Source organism: Nakamurella sp. UYEF19 (assembly GCF_040546275.1).
In the GTDB taxonomy this organism is placed as follows: domain Bacteria; phylum Actinomycetota; class Actinomycetes; order Mycobacteriales; family Nakamurellaceae; genus Nakamurella.
In genome coordinates this window covers 41,173-66,796 of sequence record NZ_JBEPNO010000005.1, presented here as the reverse complement: position 1 = coordinate 66,796, position 25,624 = coordinate 41,173, and the positions used below count along the sequence as shown (strand labels likewise).

General features: G+C 68.4%; 19 protein-coding genes and 1 pseudogene. 1 reads left to right on the top strand and 19 read right to left on the bottom strand.

Annotation, left to right across the window (positions count from 1 at the left end; all coding sequences use genetic code 11):
* Nucleotides 1-171: 171 nt before the first annotated feature.
* From ABIB25_RS10085 to ABIB25_RS10025, 13 genes are all read right to left on the bottom strand, one after another.
* The gene (locus ABIB25_RS10085; RefSeq protein ID WP_354528312.1) at nucleotides 172-1,245 is read right to left on the bottom strand and encodes an amidohydrolase family protein; all 1,074 of its coding nucleotides are present in this window, start codon (nucleotides 1,243-1,245) and stop codon (nucleotides 172-174) included.
* A 15-nt stretch (nucleotides 1,246-1,260) separates the two neighbouring features.
* Nucleotides 1,261-2,820: a signal recognition particle protein gene (ffh, locus tag ABIB25_RS10080; RefSeq protein ID WP_354528311.1), complete on the bottom strand. Its 1,560-nt coding sequence runs from the start codon at nucleotides 2,818-2,820 to the stop codon at nucleotides 1,261-1,263.
* Between the two features lie 26 nt (nucleotides 2,821-2,846).
* Nucleotides 2,847-5,210, bottom strand: coding sequence for a [protein-PII] uridylyltransferase (locus tag ABIB25_RS10075; protein WP_354528310.1), 2,364 nt, complete (start codon nucleotides 5,208-5,210; stop codon nucleotides 2,847-2,849).
* 4 nt (nucleotides 5,211-5,214) lie between these two features.
* On the bottom strand, nucleotides 5,215-5,553 hold the full coding sequence (locus ABIB25_RS10070; protein ID WP_090477921.1) for a P-II family nitrogen regulator: 339 nt from the start codon (nucleotides 5,551-5,553) through the stop codon (nucleotides 5,215-5,217).
* Nucleotides 5,550-6,872, bottom strand: coding sequence for an ammonium transporter (locus tag ABIB25_RS10065; RefSeq protein ID WP_354528309.1), 1,323 nt, complete (start codon nucleotides 6,870-6,872; stop codon nucleotides 5,550-5,552). The genes ABIB25_RS10070 and ABIB25_RS10065 overlap by 4 nt, the downstream gene beginning before the upstream one ends.
* Before the next feature lie 279 nt (nucleotides 6,873-7,151).
* On the bottom strand, nucleotides 7,152-8,795 hold the full coding sequence (gene ftsY, locus ABIB25_RS10060) for a signal recognition particle-docking protein FtsY (protein ID WP_354528308.1): 1,644 nt from the start codon (nucleotides 8,793-8,795) through the stop codon (nucleotides 7,152-7,154).
* 37 nt (nucleotides 8,796-8,832) lie between these two features.
* On the bottom strand, nucleotides 8,833-11,997 hold the full coding sequence (locus ABIB25_RS10055; RefSeq protein WP_354528307.1) for a bifunctional [glutamine synthetase] adenylyltransferase/[glutamine synthetase]-adenylyl-L-tyrosine phosphorylase: 3,165 nt from the start codon (nucleotides 11,995-11,997) through the stop codon (nucleotides 8,833-8,835).
* On the bottom strand, nucleotides 11,994-12,836 hold the full coding sequence (locus ABIB25_RS10050; protein WP_354528306.1) for a type 1 glutamine amidotransferase: 843 nt from the start codon (nucleotides 12,834-12,836) through the stop codon (nucleotides 11,994-11,996). The genes ABIB25_RS10055 and ABIB25_RS10050 overlap by 4 nt, the downstream gene beginning before the upstream one ends.
* The gene (locus ABIB25_RS10045) at nucleotides 12,833-13,630 is read right to left on the bottom strand and encodes an exodeoxyribonuclease III (RefSeq protein ID WP_354528305.1); all 798 of its coding nucleotides are present in this window, start codon (nucleotides 13,628-13,630) and stop codon (nucleotides 12,833-12,835) included. Before ABIB25_RS10045 ends, ABIB25_RS10050 begins: the two co-directional genes overlap by 4 nt.
* Nucleotides 13,627-14,133, bottom strand: a complete 507-nt coding sequence (locus tag ABIB25_RS10040) for a hypothetical protein (RefSeq protein ID WP_354528304.1) — start codon at nucleotides 14,131-14,133, stop codon at nucleotides 13,627-13,629. The genes ABIB25_RS10045 and ABIB25_RS10040 overlap by 4 nt, the downstream gene beginning before the upstream one ends.
* A 56-nt stretch (nucleotides 14,134-14,189) precedes the next feature.
* Nucleotides 14,190-17,552, bottom strand: coding sequence for an error-prone DNA polymerase (locus ABIB25_RS10035; protein ID WP_354528303.1), 3,363 nt, complete (start codon nucleotides 17,550-17,552; stop codon nucleotides 14,190-14,192).
* Complete coding sequence (locus ABIB25_RS10030) at nucleotides 17,552-19,483, bottom strand: DNA polymerase Y family protein (RefSeq protein ID WP_354528302.1); 1,932 nt, start codon at nucleotides 19,481-19,483, stop codon at nucleotides 17,552-17,554. Before ABIB25_RS10030 ends, ABIB25_RS10035 begins: the two co-directional genes overlap by 1 nt.
* Complete coding sequence (locus ABIB25_RS10025) at nucleotides 19,480-20,241, bottom strand: HNH endonuclease signature motif containing protein (RefSeq protein WP_502919786.1); 762 nt, start codon at nucleotides 20,239-20,241, stop codon at nucleotides 19,480-19,482. The genes ABIB25_RS10030 and ABIB25_RS10025 overlap by 4 nt, the downstream gene beginning before the upstream one ends.
* Before the next feature lie 117 nt (nucleotides 20,242-20,358).
* Between ABIB25_RS10025 and ABIB25_RS10020 the strand changes: the two genes are divergently transcribed.
* Nucleotides 20,359-20,928 (top strand): hypothetical protein, encoded by a 570-nt coding sequence (locus ABIB25_RS10020; protein WP_354528480.1) that lies wholly within the window; start codon nucleotides 20,359-20,361, stop codon nucleotides 20,926-20,928.
* Between the two features lie 39 nt (nucleotides 20,929-20,967).
* On the opposite strand, the pseudogene ABIB25_RS10015 reads toward ABIB25_RS10020, so the two are convergent.
* From ABIB25_RS10015 to ABIB25_RS09990, 6 genes and pseudogenes are all read right to left on the bottom strand, one after another.
* A pseudogene (locus tag ABIB25_RS10015) lies at nucleotides 20,968-21,351 on the bottom strand (DUF222 domain-containing protein); the annotation flags it as partial.
* A gap of 651 nt (nucleotides 21,352-22,002) precedes the next feature.
* Nucleotides 22,003-22,851 (bottom strand): DnaE2-dependent mutagenesis accessory factor ImuA', encoded by an 849-nt coding sequence (imuA', locus tag ABIB25_RS10010; RefSeq protein ID WP_354528301.1) that lies wholly within the window; start codon nucleotides 22,849-22,851, stop codon nucleotides 22,003-22,005.
* A gap of 107 nt (nucleotides 22,852-22,958) precedes the next feature.
* Nucleotides 22,959-23,588 carry an imidazole glycerol phosphate synthase subunit HisH gene (gene hisH, locus ABIB25_RS10005; RefSeq protein WP_354528300.1) on the bottom strand — a complete coding sequence of 210 codons (630 nt, stop codon included), beginning with the start codon at nucleotides 23,586-23,588 and terminating at the stop codon, nucleotides 22,959-22,961.
* Between the two features lie 16 nt (nucleotides 23,589-23,604).
* On the bottom strand, nucleotides 23,605-23,757 hold the full coding sequence (locus ABIB25_RS10000) for a CG2302 family histidine operon protein (protein ID WP_354528299.1): 153 nt from the start codon (nucleotides 23,755-23,757) through the stop codon (nucleotides 23,605-23,607).
* A complete protein-coding gene (gene hisB, locus ABIB25_RS09995) occupies nucleotides 23,754-24,353 on the bottom strand; it encodes an imidazoleglycerol-phosphate dehydratase HisB (RefSeq protein ID WP_354528298.1) in 600 nt (199 codons plus the stop codon). The genes ABIB25_RS10000 and hisB overlap by 4 nt, the downstream gene beginning before the upstream one ends.
* Before the next feature lie 152 nt (nucleotides 24,354-24,505).
* The gene (locus ABIB25_RS09990; protein WP_354528463.1) at nucleotides 24,506-25,606 is read right to left on the bottom strand and encodes a histidinol-phosphate transaminase; all 1,101 of its coding nucleotides are present in this window, start codon (nucleotides 25,604-25,606) and stop codon (nucleotides 24,506-24,508) included.
* Between the last annotated feature and the right edge of the window lie 18 nt (nucleotides 25,607-25,624).

The following is a 25,624-nucleotide window of genomic DNA, read 5'->3' as shown; positions in this document are numbered from 1 at the left end:
ACATGATGGCGGATGTTCCGCCAGGGGGCGGGCGATCCGATCCGCGTGGGGTGAGCGGTTCTTCTCGCACCAATGGCGGCCAGGCTCGGAGAGAGGGGCCGAGCGAAGGCCGTAACAGCGCCATTCTGCCATATCTGTGCGGCCTGGTTGACCTGGCAAGTGGCCCTCCCCCTACTGGACCACCCGCCCCGCTCTGATCACCGCGGTCGGGTGGCGGAGGACCTCGGGGTCAAGGGCCGGGTCGGCCGGGTAGAGCACGAGGTCGGCCGAGTCGCCAAGGTCCTGCGCCCCGAGACCCAGCCAGTTGCGGGCGTCGTGGGTGGCGGCGATCAGCGCCTCGCGGGATCCCATGAGGCCGGACAGCGCCACCACCTCGTCGACGATCCGGCCGTGTTCGATGTACCCGCCGGCGTCGGTACCCGCGTGTACCGGGATGCCCGCCGCGATCGCGGCGCTGAACGTCTCGGCGCTGCGCTCGTGCAGGTCCAGCATGTGCTTGGCGTATGCCGGGAACCGGGTCGCGGCGTCGGCGAACATCGGGAAGTTGGCGATGTTGATCATGGTCGGGACCAGGTGCACCCGACGGCGCACCATCTCGGCGATGGTCTCGTCCGTCAGGCCGGTGCCGTGTTCGATGCAGTCGATGCCGGCCGCCAGCAGTCCTGGCAGCGCATCCTCGCCGAAGACGTGCGCGGTGACCCGGCAGCCAGCATCGTGGGCGACCCCGATCGCCTCGGTGAGGGTCTCGTCCGACCAGAGCGGGGCGAGATCACCGATGCCACGGTCGATCCAGTCCCCCACCAACTTGATCCAACCTCCGCCGTACGCCACCTGACGGGCCACCTCGGCCGGCAGGTCGTCCGGATCGTCGAGGTCGACGCCCAGGTCCCTGATGTAGCGCTTGGGCCGCGCGATGTGCCGGCCGGCGCGGATCAGCACCGGGAGGTCGTCACGATCGGTCAACGGACGGGTGTCGATCGGCGAACCGCAGTCCCGGATGGCCAGCACGCCGGTCGCCAGGTCCAGCCTGGCTTGGAGTTCGGCTTCCTCCAGGCTGACGATGCCCGCCTCGGAATAGCCGATGTGGCAGTGGGCGTCGACGAACCCGGGCAGGGTCCAGCCGGTCAGCTCGAGGGTGCCGGGGAGCTCCTGATCGACGAAAACGCCACCGGCCGTTCGGTAGTCGACCGGCTCGCCGGTGGAAGCGTCGTGCCCGGTGATGTGCAGAGGGGTCGGCCGTGCCACGGCGCGCGGCCGCCGTTACTTCTTCGGGAACTTCAGCTGCGACGGGTCGAACCCCGGCGGCAGCTGGTCCAGACCCAAGTTCGACGGCAACTGCGGCGACCCGGCGCCGGGCATCCCCGGCATGCCCATGCCCGGCATCCCCATGCCGGGCGGAAAACCGCCGGGCATGCCCTTGATCTTCGGGGGGGTCGGGCCGCGGCCGGACACCTTGCCCTTCTTGCCCTTTCGGCCCTTGACCGCCTTGCGGTTGTTGTTGCGGGCGCCGGGGAACCCGAAGCGGCCGGCCATCGCCGACATCATCTTGCGCGCCTCGAAGAAGCGGTCGACCAACGAGTTGACCTGCGCCACCGTCGATCCCGAACCCTTGGCGATGCGCACCCGGCGGGAGGCGTTGATGATCTTCGGATCCTTGCGCTCCCCCGGCGTCATCGACTGGATGATCGCGGCGGTGCGGTCGATGTCGCGGTCGTCGACGTTGGCCAGGGCCTCTTTCATCTGGCCGGCGCCGGGCAGCATGCCCAGCAGCCCGCCGATGGGGCCCATCTTCTTCAGCATCGTCATCTGCTGGAGGAAGTCGTCGAGGGTGAAGTCGTTTCCGGCCAGTTTGGCCGCCATCTCCTCGGCCTGGTCGGCCTCGAAGTGCTGCTCCGCCTGTTCGATCAGGGTGAGCATGTCGCCCATGCCCAGGATCCTCGAGGCCATCCGATCGGGGTGGAAGGTGTCGAAGTCGGCCAGCTTCTCGCCGGTGGACGCGAACATGATCGGCACCCCGGTGATCTGCCGGACACTCAGCGCCGCACCACCTCTGGCGTCGCCGTCGAGCTTGGTCAGCACCACCCCGGTGAACCCGACGCCGTCGGCGAAGGCCTGTGCGGTGGTGACCGCGTCCTGGCCGACCATGGCGTCCAGGACGAAGAGGATCTCGTTCGGATCGACGGCGTCGCGGATGTCGGCGGCCTGCTGCATCAGTTCCGCGTCGACGCCGAGACGGCCGGCGGTGTCGACGATGACGATGTCGTGCAGCTTGGACCTGGCGAACTCGATGCCGGCCCTCGCAACGCCGACCGGGTCGCCGACCCCGTTGCCGGGCTCCGGCGCGAAGACAGCGACGCCGGCCTGCTCACCGACGACCTGGAGCTGGGTGACGGCGTTGGGCCGCTGGAGATCACAGGCGACCAGGAGCGGGGTGTGTCCGGAGTTGCGCAGCCACAGCGACAGCTTGCCGGCCAGGGTCGTCTTTCCGGCGCCCTGCAGGCCCGCCAGCATGATCACCGTCGGCGGGTTCTTCGCGAACACCAGACGGCGGGTCTCGCCGCCGAGGATGCTGACCAACTCGTCGTTCACGATCTTGATGACCTGCTGCGCCGGGTTCAGCGCCGCCGAAATGGCTGCGGCGGTGGACTTCTCCTTGATGGCGGCGATGAACGTGCGCACCACCGGCAGGGCGACGTCGGCTTCCAGCAGCGCGATGCGGATCTCGCGCGCGGTGGCATCGATGTCGGCCGGCGAGAGCCGGCCCTTGCCCCGCAGGTTGGTGAAGACGGTGGCGAGACGATCGGAGAGGGTATCGAACACAATCTCCAGACTATCCCGGCAGCTGGCTACCCCAGTGCCGCGACCACGGCTCCGACGATCTCGGTGCCACGCGCCGGCGTGAGCATGCTGCCGTCCGCCGCCACCAGGTAGAAGATGTCGACCGCCTCGGCCCCCCGGGTGTGCACCCTGGCAGCGGTCACGTCGACACCCTGCGTGGCCAGGGTGGACGCTACCGAATAGAGCAGCCCGGGGCTGTCGTGGGCACGGACCTCGAGGACGGTCGCCCGCTCCGACGCGCCGGGGACGATCTGCACGATCGGCGGGGCCGCGGTGACGGCCGGACGACTGCGCCCGCGCTTGGCGAGCCTGGCCGAGATGTCGAGCGTTCCGTCGAGGGCCTTGACCAGATCCGCGCGCAGGGTCGAGGCCTCCGGCGGGTCACCGAACTCGGGAGTCACCGTCCAGGTCTGCAGCCCGGTGCCGTCGACCGTGCGCAGAGACGCGGCACGCACCGTCAGCCGGTGCACGGTGAGCACCCCGGCGGCGGCGGCCAGCAGGCCCGGCCGGTCCGGCGCGGCGACGGTGACCTCCAGTCCGTGCGACCCGGCCACGATGACGATTCCCGGCCGGCCGGCGTCGATGAGTTCCCGTTCGGTGGTGTTGAGCTCTCCCACCTCGGGCGGGACGTCGCCGGCCAGCACCGAACGCACCCTGTTGACCAGGTACTTCACCTGGCCGGCCTTCCACGGCGTCCAGGCCGCCGGACCCGCCGCGGTGGCGTCGGCCTCGGTCAGCGCATGCAGCAGTTCCAGGACGGCAGCGGGCGACCCGGTGTCCAGCGCCGCGACCACCACGGCCACGGTGGCGGGATCGTCGGGATCGCGATGGGCGGCGGTCTCGGACAGCAGGAGGTGGTGCTGGACCAGACACCGGACCAGGTCGATGTCCTCCTTGCCGATGCCGATCCGGGCCAGCCACATCGGGATCATCTCTGCGCCGACGGTGGAGTGGTCACCTGGCAGACCCTTGCCGATGTCGTGGAAGATCGCCGCCAGCAGCAGCAGGTCGGGCCGGGACACCCGGCGGACCATGGCGGAGGCGTTGACCGCCGTCTGCATCAGGTGGCGGTCGACGGTGTAGAGGTGGATCGGGTCACGTTGCGGGAGCGAACGCAGCCGCTCCCAGCCCGGAATCATCTCGGCGATCAACCCGGCCTGGTCCAGCCCCTCCCACGCGGTGATCATCGGTTCGCCGGCACCCAGCAGCGACAGGAAGGCGTCCAGCGCGACCGTCGGCCATGGCTCGGGCATCACGGGCCGGGTGCGGGCCAGCCGGACGACGGTCGCCGGCGAGACGGGCAGCCCGGCCTGCGCGGCGGCCGCAGCGGCCCGCAGGGCAAGGGCGGGCGAGGTGGCCGGGTTGACGGTGCGGGCCAGCACGGCCTCGCCGTCCTGCTCGACGATGCCATCGGCCAGCGGCGTGCGGTCGGGGCGGCGGACCAGCCTTCCCGGTCCGTCGACGAGCGCACCTCTGGCCGGTCCTTCGAGCACCCGGCCGACCCGGTGCCAGGTGAGGTCGCTGGCGTGCACGACCGTCCGGCCGATGGCGGACACGTGACGCAGCAACATGTCCCGGTCATCCAGGCCCATCAGCGCAGCAACCGCGTCCTGGTCCTGCTGTTGCAGCCGATCGGTGGCGCGCTTGGTGACGGTCTGCACCGCGTCGCGCACGTCGAGCAGCGCAGACCTGGCCTCCTCCAGACCCTGGTGCGGGCAGTCGGCCAACCAGGAGGCAGCGACCGCGCGCATCACCACCAGGTCGCGGAGGCCACCGCGGGATTCCTTGAGATCGGGGGTGGTGGCGAAGGCGAGTTCGCCGCTGCGGTCGGCACGCTGCTTGCAGGAGGCCAGCAGCGCGGGAAGCCGCTCCTTGGCGTCGGTGCGCCAGTCGGCGAGCACCCGGCGGTGCAGGGTGCCCGCCAGCTCGGGATCGCCCGCGATGTGCCGCAGATCGAGCATGCCGAGTACGGCCGGGAGATCGACCTTGGCGATCTGCCTCGCCCCGCCGACCGACCGCACCGAGTGGTCCAACCGGATCCCGGAGTCCCAGATCGGGTACCAGAGGCGTTCGGCCAACATCTCGGCGTACGAGGCGGGCGTCTCCGTCGAATGCAGCAGCACCAGGTCGAGGTCGGAGAACGGGGAGAGCTCTCCCCGACCGAATCCCCCCACGGCCACCAGCGCCACCCCACCGACGTTGACACCGGCCTCGGCCGCGATGCCGGACAGCCAACCGTCGGTCAAACGGGCGAGAGCCCGGCGCCGGGCCGGACCGGCAATACCGGTCCGGCTCAGCAACTGGGCTCTCAGTTCAGCGAATCCGCCCCGTTCGGGATCCAACCGATTCGAATCCGACGGGGACGTACCCATGCTTTTACAGTGCTTCCTGACCGCGCTCGCCGGTGCGCACCCGCACCACGTTCTCGACCGTGGTGGCCCAGACCTTCCCGTCACCGATCTTGCCGGTGCGGGCTGCCCTGACGACGACGTCGACGACGTCATCCGCGTCCTCGTCGTCGACCAGGATCTCGACCTTGACCTTCGGCAGCAGTTCGACCGTGTACTCGGCCCCGCGGTAGACCTCGGTGTGTCCACGCTGACGCCCGTACCCGGACGACTCCGACACCGTCATTCCCTGCACGCCGAAGGCCAGCAGCGCTGCCCGGACCTCGTCGAGTTTGAAGGGCTTGATCACGGCGGTGATCAGCTTCATGCGTTGACCTCCTTGCTGGTGGCGTCGGTCAGGTGACCGGACGGGATGCTGCCGCTCGAGGACTGGGTGTCGAACTCGTACGCCGACTCGGCGTGCTCGTTGACATCGATGCCCTCGACCTCGGCATCCTCGGAGATCCGGAACCCGATGGTCTTCTCGATGATGAAGCCCAGGATGTAGGCGACGACGAACGAGTAGACCAGCACCGACCCGGCACCGACGGCCTGCCGACCCAGTTGCCCGAGCCCGCCCCCGTAGAACAGCCCGTTGTTCGCGAAGCTGTTCACGTCGCTGGAGGAGAAGAACCCGATGAACAGGGTGCCGAAGACTCCGCCGACGAGGTGGACCCCGACGACGTCGAGCGAGTCGTCATACCCGAACTTGTACTTCAGTCCGACGGCGAAAGCGCAGACCGCGCCGGCCAGCAGTCCCAGGACCACCGCGGCCCACGGGGTGATGAAGCCACAGGCGGGAGTAACGGCAACCAGTCCGGCGACCGCACCCGATGCGGCACCGACGCTGGTCGGCTTGCCGTCGCGGAAGTACTCCACGATGAGCCAGCCACCGAGCGCGGCGGCCGTGGCGACCTGGGTGTTCATGAAGGCCAGACCGGCGAGGCCGTTGGAGCCGACGGCCGAACCGGCGTTGAACCCGAACCAGCCGAACCACAGGAGACCGGAGCCCAGGAGCACCCACGGCACGTTGTGCGGACGCATCGGGTTCTTCTTGAAGCCGACCCGCTTGCCGAGCACCAAGGCCAGGGCGAGAGCTGCTGCACCGGCGTTGATGTGGACCGCGGTACCACCGGCGAAGTCCTCGACTCCCGCCTTGCCCGTCGGTGCCATGAAGGTGGTGAGCCAGCCCGCCCTGCCGCCGAGAGCGCCGAAGTCGAAGACCCAGTGAGCTACCGGGAAGTAGACGATGATCGCCCACAGGGTGACGAAGATCGACCAACTGATGAACTTGGCCCGATCCGCGATGGCACCGGAGATCAGGGCGGGGGTGATGATTGCGAACATCAGCTGGAAGGCCGCGAACACGATCACCGGTATACCGGTGCCCTTACCCCCGAACTCCACTGGTAGGCCCGTCGACGCATTGCCCAGGTGCCCGAGCGAGAAATCCCCGAACAGTCCGCTGGTGGAGGTCGACGCGAAGGCCAGCTTGAACCCGAAGAGCACCCACAGGATCGAGACGATGAAGATGCAGATGAACGACATCATCATCATGTTCAGGGTGCTCTTGGAGCGGGTCAGACCGCCGTAGAAGAACGCCAGACCGGGCGTCATGAGCAGCACCAGTGCACTGCTGGCAAGCATCCAGGCAGTGTCTCCCGGGCTCAGGACCGGATCAGCTGCCAGCAGTGTCACCACTGCAGAGTGCGGGACCATCAAACCTCCAGGCAGGGGGCGGAGTCGGATCGGAGCCGATCCTCGAACGTGGACAGCTTCACCCGGAGTTGTTTCCTTCTGCGCCCGTTCATGTTTCGCGCCCGTGAACTAGGCCGAATTGGGTTTCAAGCCTGTTGCACTGCTGTTTCGGTCCGATGAAATGCCTGCTCGTCATGTGTGGTCGGCGTCTGACGCATCGTTTGCTGGTCAGTCACCCAGCAATGCGTCGACAAAGGCGGCCGGCTCGAACGGTGCGAGGTCGTCAGCTCCCTCGCCGAGTCCGACCAGTTTCACCGGGACCCCGAGCGCCCGCTGCACGGCGACGACGATGCCGCCCTTGGCCGTGCCGTCGAGCTTGGTGAGCACGATGCCGGTGATGTCGACGACCTCGGCGAAGACCCGGGCCTGGACCAGACCGTTCTGACCCGTGGTGGCATCGAGCACGAGCAGGATCTCGTCGACCTTCGCCTGCTTCTCGATGACCCGCTTGACCTTGCCCAGCTCGTCCATCAGGCCGGTCTTCGTGTGCAGGCGGCCGGCGGTGTCGATGAGCACGGCATCCGCGCCGTCGGTGATACCTCGTTTGACGGCGTCGAACGCGACCGCAGCCGGGTCCGCTCCCGCCGCCGAGCGCACGACGGTGGCGCCGGCCCGCTCGCCCCAGGTCTGGAGCTGGTCGGCCGCGGCGGCCCGGAAGGTGTCGGCTGCACCGAGCACCACGGTCCGGCCGTCGGCGACCAGGACCCTGGCCAGTTTTCCGGTGGTGGTGGTCTTGCCGGTGCCGTTGACGCCGACGATCAGCAGGACGGCCGGGCGGCCGTCGTGCGGCAGCGCCCTGATGCTGCGGTCGGGAACCTGGCCCTTGCCGTCGGTCTCCACCGCCTCGATCAGCACCCGGCGCAGCAGCGCCCGTGCCGAGACGGAGTCGGTGACCCCATGCGCGGCGACCTCACGACGCAGGGTCGCGGTGATCTCGGCCGCGGCGCCGGCACCGAGGTCGGCCATCAGCAGGGTGTCCTCGACGTCGGTCCAGGAGTCCTCGTCCAACGCGCCCGCGCCCAGCAGCCCGAGCAGGGACCGTCCGAATGCGTTCTGCGAGCGGGCCAGCCGGCCGCGCAGCCGGCCGAGGCGGCCTTCGGTCGGCGCGATCTCCTCCAGCGGCGGGGCTGCGGCCAGATCCTCCAGGGCGGGGTCCTCCAGCGCCGGTTCCTGGAGAGCCGGCTCGCTGACCTGGATCTCCTCGGCCAGCACCGGTGCTGCGATCACGGCCGGTTCGGGCGCAACGGCCGGTGCGGAAACGGCCGGTTCGGGTGCAACGGCCGGCGATTGCGGGACGGCCACGTCCTCGTCCGGAAGTTGCACGTCGATGACGTCACGGCGGATCGAGTCACGCGGGATGGACGCGTCGTCCCCGACACCCGGCTGGCCGTCGGTCTCGGTGCGCTCTGCGTCCGGCGTGACGGGCTTGGCCGTCGTCGGTGTGACGGGCTTGGCCGTCGTCGGCGTCACGGGCTTGGCCGTCGTCGGCGTCACGGGCTTGGCCGTCGTCGGCGTCACGGGCTTGGCCGTCGTCGGCGTGCGGACGACCGGTTCGGCCACCACCGCCGGTGCGGCCGACGGCTCCGTCGGGCGCGGCGGCAGGACTGCGGTCCCGCTGCCGGCGCTGAGCGAGATCGAACTACCCGCCTTGTAGCCGCCGGTGGGTCTGGTGCTGGTGACCTCGGGCTTCGCTGGGGTGGCGGGCGGTGCGACCAGGGTGATCCGGCGGCGACGCCCGAGCACCAGCCCCACACCCAGCACTGCGGCGAGAACAAAGACGATCGCGATGACTATCCAGATCCATGTCGGCACGTCGGTCATCCTCCCAGACCGTGGCCGGCCGCGACGCTCACGCGCTGTCGAACAGCCGGTCCACCACGCGCCGGGCCCGGCGCGTCGCACGCCGGTAGTCGTCGACGAATTCGCCGGGATCCTCGCCCTCCGGATAGCCGAGTGCCCTGGCCACCCCGGCCAGCTCCCGGCCGTGGGTCGGGATCTGATCCTCCGGCTTGCCGCGGACCAGCATCAGCGCGTTGCGGGTCCGGGTGGCTTCGAGCCAGGCTGCCGAGAGGGCCTGCGCGTCGGAACGGTCGATGATGCCGGCGTCCGCCGCCGCCTCGATCGCCGGCAGCGTGCGGGTGGTCCGCAGGTCGGGCACCTCGGCGGCATGCTGGAGCTGGAGCAGTTGCACCGTCCACTCGACGTCGGAGAGCCCGCCGCGCCCGAGCTTGGTGTGCGTGGTCGGGTCCGCGCCGCGCGGCAGCCGTTCGGCGTCGACTCTGGCCTTGATCCGCCGGATCTCGATGACGTCCCGCCCGTCCAGGCCACCGACCGGGTAGCGGAACGGGTCAGCGATCTCGAGGAACTCCAGACCCAGCTGCACGTCGCCGACGATCGGCCTGGCCCGGAGCAGCGCCTGTCGCTCCCACGGTGCTGCGAATCGCTGCCAGTACGAGCGGTACGCCTCGAGCGTGCGGACCAGCGGGCCATTGCGTCCCTCCGGCCGGAGGTTGGCGTCGACCAGCAGCGGCGGGTCGGGGGTCGGGCGACCCAGCAGTCGCGCCATCAGGTCGGCCACTGCACTCATGTCGTCCATGCCGCCTCTGCTGTCCTCGTCGGGCAGCGGTTCGGCCACGTACATCACGTCGGCGTCCGAGGAGTAGCCCAGTTCGGCTCCGCCGAGCCGGCCCATCCCGATGACGGCCATCCGACCGCGCACCTTGCCGCCATGGGCCGCCGCGACCTGCCGTAGTGACACCTCGTAGGCGGCCTGCAGGGAGGCTTCAGCGATGCTCGTCAGGCCGGTGGCGATGTCGGTGACCTTGATGAGGCCGAGCATGTCGCCACAGGCCAGGCGCAGCATCTCGTGCCGGCGAGCCGATCTGGCTGCGTCCACCGATTCCTGGGCGGTCGCAGCCCTTTTCGACCTGGCAAGCAGCGCCAGCCGGACCTCGGCCGGCTGCGGCCGCAGCAGCGAGACGTCGTCGACCAGCAGCCTGAGCACCTCGGGCGCCCTGACCAGCAGGTTGCCGATGAGTTTGGATCCGCCGAGCAACGTTCCGAGTCGCTGGGCGACAAGACCCTCGTCGCGCAGAAGCCTGAGGTACCAGGGCGTTTCGGCCAGAGCCTCGGACACCTGACGGTAGGAGAGCAGTCCGGCGTCCGGGTCTGGGCTGCCGGCGAACGTATCCAGCAGTACCGGGAGCAGGGTGCGCTGGATGGCCGCCCGCCGGCTGACGCCGGAGGTGAGCGCGGCCAGATGACGCAGGGCAGCATCGGGATTTGCGAACCCCAGCGCCGCTAGGCGTGCGGTCGCCGCCTCCGGACTCAGCCGCAGTTCGTCGCCGGGAACAGCAGCGACGGCATGCAGAAGTGGCCGGTAGAAGAGCTTCTCGTGCAGTCTCCGGACCGAGGCGCTGTGCCGGGTCCGGTCGGCGGTGAAGATCTCCGCCGCGCTGGACGTCCCGCTGGCCGTGTAGCCGTCCGTCCGGGCCAGCCACTCCAGATCGGCCTGGTCCTCCGGCAGCAGATGGGTGCGTCGCAGCCGCTGCAACTGGAGGCGGTGCTCGGCCCGGCGCAGAAACGTGTAGGCAGCGGCCATCTCGGCACCGTCGGACCGGCCGACGTACCCACCGCGGATCAGGAACCGAAGGGCCATCAGGGTTCCCGGCAACCGGAGTTCGGTATCGGTCCGGCCGTGCACCAACTGGAGCAGCTGGACGGCGAACTCCACATCACGGAGCCCACCCGCGCCCAGCTTGAGTTCCTTGTCCCGCTGGTCCTCCGGGATGTTGGCCTCGACGCGCCGGCGCATGGCCTGCACGTCGTCGACGAACGAGGCGCGGCCGGCGGCGCTCCAGACGCCCACCGACGTGATGTCGGTGAAGGCCTTCCCGACGGCGGCGTCACCGGCCGCCGGACGGGCCTTGAGCAGGGCCTGGAACTCCCAGGTGTGGGCCCAGCGCTGGTAGTACGCGGCGTGGCTGGACAGCGTGCGCACCAGCGCACCGGCCTTGCCCTCGGGCCGGAGCGCGGCGTCCACCTCCCAGGCGGCCTGACCGCAGATGCGCATCAGCCCCGCCGCCAGCGCCGTCGCCGTGGCGAGCATCGCACTGTCGTCCCTGGTGGCCGTGGCCGGGCCGGGCCGGGATGGTCTGTCCGCTGCCGGACTGTCGGCGTCCGAGCCCTCAAGGCCTTCCGAGCCCTCAAGGCCTTCCGGGCGTTGGCTGGCGACGGCTTGTTCGTCCGGGGCCGCCGGGTGATCAGCAGCGAAGATGACGTCGACGTCGGACAGGTAGTTCAGTTCCCGCGCACCGCATTTGCCCATCGCGATGATGGCCAGACGTGCCGGAGCAGCCGTGGCCGGCAGTGCGGCGGCGGCCACCGCAAGACCGACCTGCAGGGTGGCATCGGCCAGGTCGGACAGGGCCTGGCAGACAGCCGGTAGTGCCGTGACCGGCAGCGACGACTCGACTGCCGGCGCCAGGTCGTGGGCGGCGATGATCAACAGCTGGGACCGGTACGCGCGCTGCAGCGCGAGCACCGCCGCCCCACCGGTCACGGTCGCGCGGCCGCCCTCGGTACCGGTGCAGAGCGGCTCGGCCGGATCGATGCCGACCGACGCCGAGAGCGCCGCCTGCATCGTCTCCGCGGTGATCAACTGACCCGGTACCGCCTCCGGTAGCAGCAGACGCCACTGTTCCGGTTGCGCGGCCAGGTGTTCGGCCAGGCCGGTCGACGCACCGAGGACCCCCAGCAGACGCCCCCGGAATCGCGCCGACGCTCGCAGCGCGTCCAGGATCTCCGGCCCGTCGGCGCTCGCCTCGATCAGGGCGCACAGGCCGTGCACCGCCAGGTCGGGGCGACCGGTACGGGACAGCGCGGCAAGCACGTCCTCCGATCCCGGCATGACCGACGAGCCGGAGGCGAGGCCGAGCGTGCGCAGGTTATCCCCCGCTCGTTCGTTGTCACCAAACCCGTACCGGGCCAGGGTTCTGGAAGCGGGGCGGGTCACTGGTGTCCGTGCAGGGGAAGCCGGCGGCCCAGCAGCTCGTCGTCATGGTGCGTGTAAGAGGTCGAGGATCGGGCGGTCGAGGTTCGGGCGAATTCGACGAACCGCGCGGTGAAGTCCCGCCAGACCTCGCCCATGACCTCCTCGGCCTGGTCGAGTACCGGTCCAAGGCGCCCCACCGGTTCGCGTCCCTCCGTCCGTCCCCAGGCGCGTAGATCCTCGGCGGAGGCCTCGATGTGGAACTGCAGCGCCCACGCCGCCGACCCGATCCGCCACGCCTGGTGCGGGTATCCGGTGGAGGACAACAGCAAGACAGCCCCGGGTGGCAGTGTGGACACCACGTCGTAGTGGTACTGCATCACGTCCGGCGTCATGGGGAGCGGGTCGAACAGCGGATCCTGTTCCGCTGCATCGCGTTTCGCCGTCAGGTAGGCGCCGACCTCCGGACCTTCCGCACCGATGGTGACCGTCCCGCCGGTGGCGACGGCCAACAGCTGCGAACCGAGACAGACGGCCAGGGTGGGGGTCCGGGTGTTCACCGCGTGCGCCAGCAGGTCTCGGGTCGCGGGCAGCCACGGAGCGATGTCGTCGTCGTAGGCGCCCATCTCGCCGCCGAGACTGATCACCGCCTGGTAGCCGGTCAGGTCGGCCGGGACGTCGTCGTCGTCGTACAACCTCAGGATGTCCACGATCGCATCGGCGTCGGCCAGCCAGTCACCCACGCGCAGCAGGGGATCAGAGGCATCGTGCTGGAGGACCAGGATGCGTACCTCGCTGCTGGCGTTGGTCTCGCTCATGCCGGTTTCCGTCATGCCGGTTTCCGTCATGCCGGTTTCGGTCATGCCGGATCCTCGAGTTCGACGATCACCGGGGCATGGTCGGACGCGCCTTTGCCCTTGCGTTCCTCACGGTCGATGGTCGCCCCGGTGACCCGGGCGGCCAGCGTGGCCGAGGCGAGCGCGAAGTCGATCCGCATGCCTTCCCTCCTGGCGAAGCGCAGACGTTGGTAGTCCCAGTAGGTGTACACGCCTGGCCCGGGATGATGGGGACGGACCACATCCACCAGGCCGACGTCGAGCAGATTTTGAAAGGCGGTGCGCTCGGGCTCGGTGACGTGGGTGTCGCCCTCGAAGGCGGCCATGTCCCAGACATCCTCGTCCGTGGGGGCGATGTTGAAATCGCCGCACAGGGCCAGTTGCAGCTGCGGCTCGGCGGCGACCCGGGAAGCCGCGTACCAGCCGAGAGCCGCCAGCCACTGGAGCTTGTAGTCGTAGTGCGGGTCACCGACGGCACGCCCGTTGGGCACGTAGAGACTCCAGATGTCCACCCCTCCGCACATGGCCCCGATCGCTCTGGCCTCCGCGACCGGCGGATCGCCGAACAACGGCATGTCCGGAAAGCTGGTCCGGACGTTCTCGATCCCCACCCGCGAGATGATGGCGACGCCGTTCCACTGCGAGAACCCATGGTGCGCAACCTCGAAGCCGAGATCGGTCAGCGGACCGTCTGGAAACTTGGCGTCCGGGATCTTGGTCTCCTGGACCGCCAGGACGTCGACGTCCGATCGCTCCAGCCACGCCAGCAACCGGTCCTGCCGCGCCCGGATCGAATTGATGTTCCAGGTGGCGAACCTCATCCCAGGACCGGTCCGGCCGGCGGCGCCGGGACGAAGAACGGGAGGGCCCACTCCGGCCGGGTGTCACCGTCTATCCTGGCCCGCCAGACGAGCACGCGGCCGGCCGGGAGCGGCAGACCGGTGTTGAAGTAGAGGACGACGTGCGAGCGGGCGGGCAGGGCACGCCGGGGAACACCGTTGCCGCGGAAGTTCGGTTCGTCGACCTGCAGGGTCTGGCCGAATCGCATGACGCTCGACGCTCCGCCGACGGGCACCGCGGTGAGTTCCACCGGCGCTCCGGAGGTGTCCTCGAGCACCACCTCGAACGAGTACTGCTCGTTGAAGACCTCCGGCGGAAAATCGAGCGAGACGACCAGCGCGAAGGCCGACGAGACACCCTTGACGTGGTCGCGTCCGACGATCTGCAGCCCACCGCCGACCATCTGCAGCTTGCCGAGCTGGTCCGCCACCGCATAGTCGGCCAGCACCAGGGAAACCGACGCCCGCTCGAAGACCATGCTCATGTTGAATCAGCCGTCCTGCGATGCTCACTCATGCCGCCGATCGTGCCAGACCCGGGTCAGCGGAAGTCCCGGGAGGGCGTGGCGGCGATCAGATCGAGTCGGGCGATCCGCTCTGCGAGCACCGAGAATGCTGCCCCCTGACGCTCCAGCATTCCCCTGACCAGCAGTGACGGCGACTCCCGTGCGACCTTCCGGTACTTGGACCAGAACCCGGTCGAGCAGACGATGTTGATCATCCCCGACTCGTCCTCCAGGTTGATGAAGATGATGCCCGAGGCGGTGGCCGGCCGTTGCCGGTGCGTCACCATCCCGGCCACCAGCACCCGCGTCCCATGTGCCACCGTGGCGAGATCACGGGCCGACAGCACACCCATCTCCTGCAGCTTCGAGCGGGAGAACTCGGTGGGATAGGCCACAGGTGAGATCCCGGTGGCCCAGATGTCGGCGACGGTGAGCTCGATCTCGCTCATCCCCGGCAGCGTCGGCGCGTCGAGACCGACCATCGTGCCGGGCAGGGTGCCGGCACGCTCCCCCGCGGCAGCACCCGCCGCCCAGAGCGCGCGGCGGCGGTCCTTGCCCAGCGGTTCCTCACCGTTCAACGTCAGCGAGTCCAGCGCTCCGGAGGTGGCCAGCGCCTCGGCGTGCGAGCTGGCCAGGGTGACCGCCCTGGTCAGCTGGTCGATGTCGCGGTACCCGCCCTCCGGACGCGCCGCGACGATCCGGTCGGCCAGCTCCGCACCGATGGTCCTGATGCCCGCCAATCCCAACCTGATCGCAGGGGCACCGCCCGGTCCCGGCTCGAGGTCGGCGTGGGCGCGCGAGAGGTTGATGTCGGGTCGGCGCACGGTGACCCCGTGTCGCCTGGCGTCGGCGACCAGTGATTGCGGTGAGTAGAAACCCATCGGCTGGGCTCGTAGCAACGCAGCGGTGAAGGCCGCTGGGTGGTGCAGTTTGAGCCAGGACGAGTAGAAGACCAGAGCGGCGAAGGACAGGGCGTGCGACTCGGCGAAACCGAAGTTGGCGAAGGCCAGCAACCGCTCGTAGATGCGGTCCGCAGCCTGGCCGGTGATGCCGTGCAGGTTCTGCATCCCGTCATACAACCGGGTCTTCATCTTCTCCATCTTCGCGCTGGACCTCTTGGAGCCCATGGCTCTTCGGAGCTGATCGGCCTCACCGGCGTCGAAACCGGCCACGTCGACGGCCAACTGCATGAGCTGCTCCTGGAACAGCGGGATGCCGAGCGTCTTGGACAGCGAACGTTCCATCACCGGATGGTCGTAGACGACCGGCTCCAACCCGTTGCGGCGCCTGATGTACGGGTGCACCGAGCCACCCTGGATGGGGCCGGGGCGGATCAGCGCCACCTCGACGACGAGGTCGTAGAACGTCCGCGGTTTGAGCCGGGGAAGGGTGGCCATCTGGGCACGCGATTCGACCTGGAACACACCGACCGAGTCGGCGCGGCGCAACATCTCGTAGACCGCGGGTTCTTCGAGATCGAGCTTGGCGAAATCGACGTCGATCTTCTCGTGCTCGCGTACGAGGTCGACCGCGTAGTGCAGCGCCGACAGCATGCCGAGGCCCAGCAGGTCGAACTTCACCAGCCCGATCACCGCGCAGTCGTCCTTGTCCCACTGGAGCACGGACCGGTTCGGCATCCGGCCCCATTCCACCGGGCACACCTCCCCCACCGGCCGGTCGCAGATCACCATGCCGCCGGAGTGGATGCCGAGATGCCGTGGATAGTCCTGGATCCGGCCGGCCAGCTCGAGGACGTCGGGCGGGATCGACTGCTCGACGTCCTGGGCTGCCAGCGGGGTCCAGCCGTCCAGCTGTTTGGAGTAGGCGTCCTGCTGGCCGGGCGAATGACCGAGGGCCTTGGCCATGTCCCTGACCGCCATCCGGGGACGGAAGGTGTTGACGTTGGCCACCTGTGCGGCCCGTTCCCGGCCGTACTTGTCGTACACGTGCTGGATGACCTCCTCCCGACGGTCGGACTCGATGTCCACGTCGATGTCGGGCGGTCCATCCCGCTCGGGGGCGAGGAACCGTTCGAAGAGCAGCCCGTACTCGACGGCGTCGACGGCGGTGATCCGAAGGGCGTAGCAGACGGCCGAGTTGGCGGCCGAACCTCTGCCCTGGCAGAGAATGTCGTGATCGCGGCAGAACATCACGATGTCGTGCACGATGAGGAAGTAACCCGGAAAGTTGAGGTGCGCGATGATCCGCAACTCCTTCTCGATCTGCGCATAGGCCACGGGATTGTCCTGCGGCGACCCGTAGCGCTCGACGGCGCCGGCCAGGGTGAGCGCCCGGAGATGACTGTTCTCGTCGTGGCCGGGCGGCACCTCGAACGGTGGTAGTTGCGGGGCGACCAGCATCAGGTCGAAGGCGCACTCCTGCCCGATCCGGGCCGCGGTGGCAACGGCGGTCGGGTAACGGGCGAACAGCCGCTGCATCTCCGCCCCGGACCGCAGATGTGCACCGGGACCCGCCGGCAGATAGGGATCTGCCTCGTCCAGGCTGCGCCTTGCTCGCACGGCCGCCACCGCGGTGCCGAGCCGGTGGCCGTGCGGCCTGGCGTAGTGGGCTCCGGTGGTCGCCACCACCGGGAGACCGAGATCTGCTGCCAGCCGGGCCAACTCGTCGTTGTCCTCGTCATCGGTCGGTTGTTGCTGGGTGGTCAGTTCGACCACCACGTTCTGCTGACCGAACCGCTCGACCAGGTTCAGGATCTCCCGACGCGCCATCGGCGGGCCGCCCCGCGCGAGAGCCCGCCGAACACTGCCCTTGCGGCATCCGGTGAGGATCAGCCAGTGGCCGTCGGCTGCCTTCCCCAGATCGTCGAGATCGTAGATTGGGCGGCCTTTCTCATGTCCCTTCAGCTGCGCTTTGCTGATCTGCTGCGCCAGCCGTCGGTACCCCTCCTGACCTCTGGCCAGCACCAGCAGGTGCTGGCCGACCGGGTCCGGCACGCCGAGCTGTCCGGCCGGGAGATCGAGGGACAGCTCCGCCCCGTAGAGCGTGCGCAGTCCGGCATCCCGTGCTGCCTCGGCGAAGCGGACCACACCGTAGAAGCCATCGTGATCGGTGATGGCCAAGGCCTCCAGCCCTAGTCGCACCGCCTCCGCCACCAGGGTTTCCGGGGTGGAGGCACCGTCGAGGAAGCTGAACGCGGAGTGACAGTGCAGTTCTGCGTAGGGGACAGCTTGCTCCGGCTCCCGCTGCAACGGTTCCTGCTGGATCGGTTGTCGCTGCGCCTCGGTGATTCCCGCGGTTCTACTGGTTCCCGGAGATCCGGGAGTCCCCGGCGGCCGAATCGGCGCAACCTTCGGCGGACCTCTGCCCTCCAATGGTGGTAACCCGGACAGCGCACGCTCCAGTTCTCGCCAGGGGACAGGCGGATTCGACCAGCCCATCAGTCGTACTCCCCCTCGATCTGCCAGCCGTTGACGCCGAACAACAGCAGCAGTGCTGATCCGTTGTCGGTGAGCACCTGCAATCGCGCCCGGTGTCGGGTCGGTGCGCTGACCGCCGTCACCTGATGTGCCTTGGTCGATGATGCCGGGGGCGGTGGTGCCGGGGGCGGTGGTGCGAAAGCGCCCTTTCTGGGTGGCTTGTCGTAGGCCGTATCGCCGGGACCGAGGCTGTACGGCCCGGCCGGCCGGCGAGCGATGTTCGGCATCACCGTCACCTTCTCCACCGCTACCTTCTCCACCGACTCCGGTAGTTCGGCGAGCCACCAGCGTTCGTCCAGTAGCCACGGTCCCGCCCAGCCCCGGATCCAGGCGGTGTCGAAACGCCGCCCGTGCAATCGAGTGGGGACGCCGCTGAGCATGCCCCGGTCGGTGACGCTGACCGGAGCCCCGTACTCGTCCAGCATGGTCACCGAGATGTCCGCCGGACCCACCTCCGCACGGAGATCGACCGGTGAGGCCAGGCGAGCGGGCGCCGGGGCGGGTAGCGCACCCGGCCAGGGCGCTGACGGATCGCGGGCCGGCACCTTCTCCTCGCCCCAGGGCACAAGGGTGATGCGCTCGATCGGTCCACGACCCCCCGACAACACCGGTGTCAGCACGGATTCCGGTCCGAGCAGACCTTGAACCCTGGCGAACGCCCACCCGGCTCGTTGATCATCCTGTCCGTCGGAACCCCACAGTCCGTACTGGACCAGACCCGCGCCGATCGCCTCGATGGGCTCGAGCCGCAGCAGGGTGATGGCGCCGGGACCGCTGAATTCGTCGTCCAGCGGATCGTCTTGACCCTGCTGATGCTCCTGGACGTGTTGACGCTGCTGACCTCGTGAATTCTGCTGACCTCGTGGATTCTGCTGACCCCGCTGTCCAGCGGCGAGGACGGTCCGTCCCGAGGTCAACCAGCCGTCCAACTGCCAACGCAACCGGTCTGCGGTGGCAGCCGGGGTCAACGGCCGGGCGCAACGCCAGATCCTCGACAGCTGAGCCCCTCTGTCCGTCGTTGCGCTGATCGCCAGCCGCGTGCAGGCCAACCCGGCGTCCGCGAGCCGCGCATGAAACTGCTCCGCCAGCGCCCGGGCCGCGAAGGCGGCGGCGTCCACCCGGTCCAGCGGAGGGTCGCAGTGCTGCTCGACCGCCAACTCTTCGGGAATGATCCGGCGCGACATTCCCCGCTCGTCGAGACCCTTCGACAGTCGATGGGCGACAACGGCATCCGCCCCGAACCTGGTGGCCACCTTCATCTCCGGCAGCGCGGCGAAAGCACCGGCTGTGGTGATGCCGAGGCGGATCAGCAGATCGACGAGTTCCCACCGCTGCGGTGGTGAGATCGCCGGATCCCTGGCCAGTTCGGCGATGGGCAGCGTGCCGCAGAATTCGGCCGACCGGCCGGGCGGAACGATGACGACCTGCCGGGCGGCGAGGACCGCGACCGCGAGCGAGTCGGCGAACCCGACCGAGCATTCGACATCCAGCGCCTCGACGATGTCCGTGATCCGTTCAGCCGCCTTCTCCTCGCTGCCGAAGTACCTCGTCGGCCCACGCGACGAGCACGCGATCAGGCCGGGCCGAAGGATCTCCACCCCCGGCGCCACCGATTCCGCTGCGGCCACCACGGGTTCGAAGAGCCGTGCGTCACGATCGGCATCTGCTTTGAGCACCAACAGGTCCGGGCATCGCGACTGGGCGTCCCGCCGTCGCTGCCCCACCTTGATGCCCTCCGACCGGGCGGCCGTGTTACAGGTCTGTACCCGGTTGGCGTGGAAGACGGCCACCGGGTCCGACGCCGATTTGCCGGCCTGCCGTGCACCGGCGACTGCGGGCCAGTCCGGGCACCAGATCACCAGGGTGCGGTTGCGATCGGCTTTGGGGTTCATCGTGTGGCCTGCGGTTCGAACAGCGCTTTCCGGCAGAAGGCCATGATTTCGTCGAAGGTGTCGAACTGGCTGAAGTCGGTGTTGTCGAGCAGGTCCTCTCCGGCCGAGACAGGTCTGTGGAGCGCGGGTTGTTCGTCATCTGCTTTCGTGGCCGGTGCGGTCCTCGGTGCGGTGACTCGTTCTTCGGCCGATGCGGTACTCGGGGCGGCAGTCGGTTCTCCGGCCGGTGCGGTAGCCATCGGGTCGGCATTCGGCGGGTCGAAGACGTCGAAGGCGTTGAAAGCATCAGCTCCGGTGAAGTCGACCGCTTCGGAGGGGCCGTCGGCGGCGCGGCAGAACACCCCCACCGACTCGGCAAGCCTGAATCCGCCACCCAACCGGGCCTGCGCTGCCTCCTCATCCACCACATACCCGCCGGCCACGTCCGCATCGTCGCCTCGCGGGCCGGGCAGCATGACCCGCACCCCGGGCACCGCAACCCCGTCAGGCCGATGAAACACCCACCCGGACAACGTCGCACCGCGACTGGTCGGCCCGGCGAACCCGACGGTGAAACCACCCTCGTGGACCTGCATGTGGTGGAACCGACACACCAGCACCAGGTTGTCCAGATCGGTCCCGCCGCCGTTCTTCCAATGCACCACATGATGAGCTTCCAGATGCCGCCGGCGATGACACCCCGGAAACTGACACCCCCCATCGCGGACCCGCAACGCCCGCCGCAACCCCGCCGAGATCTTTCGGGTCCGGCGTCCCACCCGCAGCGGCTCCCCACGCAGCAACGGACCCAACCCGGAACGGACCACCGCCACCACCGCGGCATCGCAGATCAACCGCTCCACTGTGCTCCGTGACACCCCCGGACCGTCCTCCAGATGACAACGCCCCCGAAAGTCCTGCCCAACCTGCCCATCAGCAGGACCATGCAGAACCCGCGAATCAGACCCGCCGGGTTCGACAAGTTCGACAGGTTCGACAGGTTCGACAGGTTCGACAGGTTCGACGGGTTCGACAGGTTCGACGAGCATCGCGGCATCGACGTGCAGGACCAGCAGATGCCGATCATCACCGGAACTGTCCACCGGACCAGCAGCCAACGCATTCTGCGCCATCGCCATCAACGCATCCGCCGTACACCACCCACCCTGCTCAGAATCCCGCCGCACCAACGCCTCCGCAGACATACAGTCATCCGGCCACAGCGCCACCACCGGCGACGAATCAGCCGCATCAACACCCCCCACATCCAGGTCGGCGTCACCCACATCCAGGTCGGCGTCACCCACACCCAGGTCGGCACCATCCACGTCCACGTCAGTGCCATCCACGTCCACGTCAGTGCCATTCGGGTCAGCACCGCTCGGAGCAGGACAGTCCGCAGCGGCAGCATTCGAAGCCCCGTCGTCACCGGGCGGCACACCCAAAGACTGCTCCGCCGCGCGTAACGCCGCCAACAAAATCGCGCCCTCATCCGGCGGCAATCGGGCGGTCAGAACGAACATCCCATCCTCATCCCAAAACCAGCGGGCCTTGCGCTGCCGCTGCTGATCAACCCCAGCACTGTCGGTCTTGCCGAACTCCCGCACCACCCGCTGCAACTGAGCTGCCGTATGCAACAACGCCTGCTCCAGCAACGTCTGCTCCGGCACCAACCCCACCACACGGGTAATCACCTTCACCTTCGAAAACGACAACCTCCCCGCCGCAAAAGCTGCCACGATCAACGGCACCCGATCCAGCACCCTGGCCACCCGCAAAAACTCACGCGCCGACTGTGCCGACACCGAACACGCCCACGACAACCAATGCGCACACGACTTCAACCCCCACTGCGCCCACCCCTTGCGACGGTCGAACTCCGCCACCATCAACAACCACTCACACGTCGACGCCGCAATGTGCGCAGCCTGCGAACAGATCCGCGCCTCCAACCGCTCCAACGACTCCTCCGACACCCCCTCCACCGATGACACCCCCTCCACCGGCGGCAAGTCCTCCGGCACCGACAGCAGGTCCTCCGGCACCCCACCCGGTGGCAGGGCTATCGGGGGTATAGCGGGCACCGCAGATACCGGCGACTCCGGAAGTGCAGGAATTACCATCGGGGACACACCGTTCACCACGAACCTCCACACCACATCAACACACCAAAAAACCGGCAACAGACCTACGTCGAACCTCTGTTCGAGACACTAGATCAAGCCACCGACAGTCCCGGATTCCGAAGAACCTCCGCATCCTGATGTCCGAATTGCCGCTTTCGCGGCATCGTTTCTACCGTCACCTCACCGCTCCACACCACCTGAACCACCCGACGCCTGACGGCACCTGACCGACACCACCGTGCTCGACATGAAATCGGGACGATCGGATATCCCCGGGCGACCGCCCGATCTGATGCGAGAACGAGGGCTCCACACGCCACTACCAACTCGCAATGTCCGAATTGCCGCTTTCGCGGCATCGTTTTGGTGCTGGTCAATCCCGCCATCACACCGATCCAGGCGTGACGTGGCCCGTCAGACGACCTCGGAGATCGCCGGGTCGAGGACAAAGCGTTCCGGCGCGGCACCGACATCGATATCGACCGACGATCGACGACTCGTCAGAAACATCGCTGCGGATGCCCGACGGCCGGCTGCTCGACGTCCTCCGACCTCGACGATCAGCTCCCGGTCCTTCAACCGGCCATGTCCGCGCCCGAGCCCGGTCCATCGTTCGATCCGACAGTCCAGCACCAGATCGGCACCTGGCCAGGCCCCCGCGACGAGCAGCACGGCACCGCTCTGTCGCAACCGGGCGGTGAGCACCCGCTGTCGGGCCGGAGCAACCGACCAACCGGCACCACCGCGCGGCGGTGCGGCCACAATGATGTCGACACCGTCGGCCAGCACCGAAAGGACCTGCAGGGCATCGGGACCCGGGTACGGAATCAGCACCACACGATCGAGGTCGACGCCCAGCTCGGACGCTGCGAGCAATCCGACATCCGGCATGCCGACCAGCGCGGACCAGGTGTTGGCCGGGGCAGCCAACAGCGAGAAGAGCAGACTGGTCGCCCCGGCGCCGCCGCCCAGACTGACCACGCCACCACGGGGCAGACCCCCACCGGGCAGAATCTCGGCCAGGGGCCCGGGGACAGCCAGGACCGGCCGACCGGCCGACCGCAACGTAGCTGCAGTAGTGGTGACGGATAGCGCAGTCGTCGCGGTGGCGGCTACGGCGCTGGTGGTGAAGAGTGCCGCAGCGGTGGACGGGGCAGCCGTAGTGGTGGACGAGATAGTGGTGGACGGGGCAGCGGTGACGGGTTCGGCACTGATCTTGCGGCGCAGTTCGGCCAGAACCTGTTGCCTCTGCTGATCGAACACAAGTTCGATACTACAACACCGGAACCTCTACGACACCAGGATCACCACACCTGACTACGAGACAACACCACGCAGCCACGCAGCCACGCAGCCACGCAGCCACGCAGCTACAGCCTGTCCACCCAGTGCTGCAGAACCTGCGCGCCGGCGTCACCGGACTTCTCCGGGTGGAACTGGGTCGCCGAGAGCGGACCGTTCTCCACTGCTGCGACAAAACGATCGCCACCGTGCTCGGCCCAGGTCACCACCGGCGGAACGAACCGACCGGTCACCTCGAGTTCCCAGCGCCGCACCGCGTAGGAGTGCACGAAGTAGAACCGCGTCGACGGGTCGAGGTCGGCGAAGAGCACCGATCCCTCACCCGGTAGCACCGTGTTCCACCCCATGTGCGGGACGATCGGGGCCCGCAACTTCTCGACGGTTCCCGGCCACTCGCCGACGCCGTCCGTCTGCTCGCCGTGCTCGACCCCCGATTCGAAGAGGATCTGCATACCGACGCAGATGCCGAGCACCGGCCGCGATCCAGCCAGCCGGCGACCGATGATCCGGTCCCCCCGGACCGCCTGCAACCCGGTCATGCACGCCGCGTAGGCGCCGACGCCCGGCACCACCAGACCGTCGGCGTTCAGCGCGGTTTCGAAGTCGTCCGTGACCTCGACCTCGGCACCCGTCCGACGCAATGCCCGCTCTGCGGAGGCCAGGTTGCCCGACCCGTAGTCCAGGACAACAACTTTCATCTCACACCAACCACCGTCACACCAACCAGAGGATGCCGCCGGCGACACAGCCAACCGCGAAGATGGCCAGGATCACCGCAGCTATCCGAGACTCGTTGCGCCACAACGAGAGCACGCCACCGATCAGGAACCCGCCGAGCAGGATCAGCACGTAGGCGAACCAGTTCACAGCACGCCCTTGGTCGAGGGAATCCCGCCCACCCGCGGATCCGGCTCGGCGGCGGCGCGCAGTGCACGGGCGACCGCCTTGTACTGGGCCTCGCAGATGTGGTGCGGGTCGCGGCCGTAGATCACCCGGACGTGCAGGGCGATCCGCGCGTGGAAGGCCAACGAGTCGAAGACGTGCCGGTTCAGCACCACCGGGTAGTTGTTGCCGACGGTGAAGCCAAGGATCGACTCGGGTTCGCCGGTGTGCACCGAGAACGGCCGTCCGGACAGGTCAACCGCCGCATGCGCCAGGGTCTCGTCCATCGGGATGAACGCGTCACCGAAGCGCCGGATGCCGGCCTTGTCGCCGAGCGCCTGCGCGAGGGCCTGCCCCAGCACGATCGCTGTGTCCTCGACGGTGTGGTGGGCGTCGATGTCGACGTCACCGGTCGACCTGACCGTCAGGTCGAACGAACCGTGCACGCCGAACGCCGTCAGCATGTGGTCGTAGAACCGGACCCCGGTCGAGATGTCGACCTTGCCCGTCCCGTCGAGGTCGATGTCCACCAGTACGGAGGACTCGCTGGTGGTGCGCTCGATCCTGGCCCGCCGCTTCACGGACACACCATCGCCAGCCACACCAACCCCACCCACACCAACCCCACCCACACCAACCCCACCCACACCAACCCCACCCACACCAACCCCACCCACACCAACCCCACCCACACCAACCCCATCCACACCATCGACAACTACATCATCGACGCTCACACGATCTCCTTCAGACGGGCACTCACAGCGAGGAACACATCGTTCTCATTCTCGGTCCCGACGGTCGCCCGCAGAAATCCGGGGATCCCGGGGTCGCGGATCAACACGCCCTCGTCGAGATAGGTCTGCCACTTCGCGTGCGCGTCGGAGAAACGGCCGAACAGCAGGAAGTTGGCATCGGAGTCGATCACCTCGTAGCCCAGGTCGACCAGCGCTGCGCTCACTCGCTTCCGCTCCGCAACCAGACGCGCCACCGACCCCAGGGTGTCGTCGCCGTGCCGCAGGGCGGCCAGCGCCGCCGCCTGGGTCAGGACGGAGAGATGATAAGGCAGCCGCACCAACAACAATGCGTCGATGATCGCCGGCGACGCGGCCAGGTAGCCCAGTCGGCCCCCGGCGAAAGCGAACGCCTTCGACATGGTCCGGGACACCACCACCCTGGTCGGGAACTCGTCGATCAGGGCGATGGCGCTGGGCCGGTCGGAGAACTCGGCGTAGGCCTCGTCGATCACCACGATGCCGGTCGACGCCTCGACGATCACGCGGATGTCGGGCAGCGAGATGGACCCACCGGTCGGATTGTTCGGGCTCGTCACGAACAGGATGTCCGGCTTCTGCTGCCGAACGGCGGCCACTGCAACTTCAACGTCAATGGTGAAATCGGGGCGCCGAGGAGTCGGCACCCAGGCCGTCTGCGTGCCGGTCGAGATGATCGAGTGCATCGAATAGGACGGCTCGAAACCCAGCGCCCGCCGGCCGGGACCACCGAAGGCCTGCAGCAACTGCTGCAGGATCTCGTTGGAACCATTTGCCGCCCACACGTTCTCGACGGTCAGCGGCACCGAGGTGGTGCGCGCCAGGTACGCGGCCAGTTCGGTCCGCAACAACACGGCGTCGCGGTCCGGATACCGGTTCAGCTCGCCGGCCACCTTCGAGATCGACTCGACCAGGTCCGCCACCAGTGCATCCGAAGGCGCAAAGGGATTTTCGTTGGTGTTGATCTGCACCGGAACGTCCAACTGGGGAGCGCCGTACGGGCTCTTCCCGACCAGATCATCCCGGAGCGGGAGGTCCGCCAGGCGAGCAGAACCGCCGATCGCACCCGCCGTCGCTGC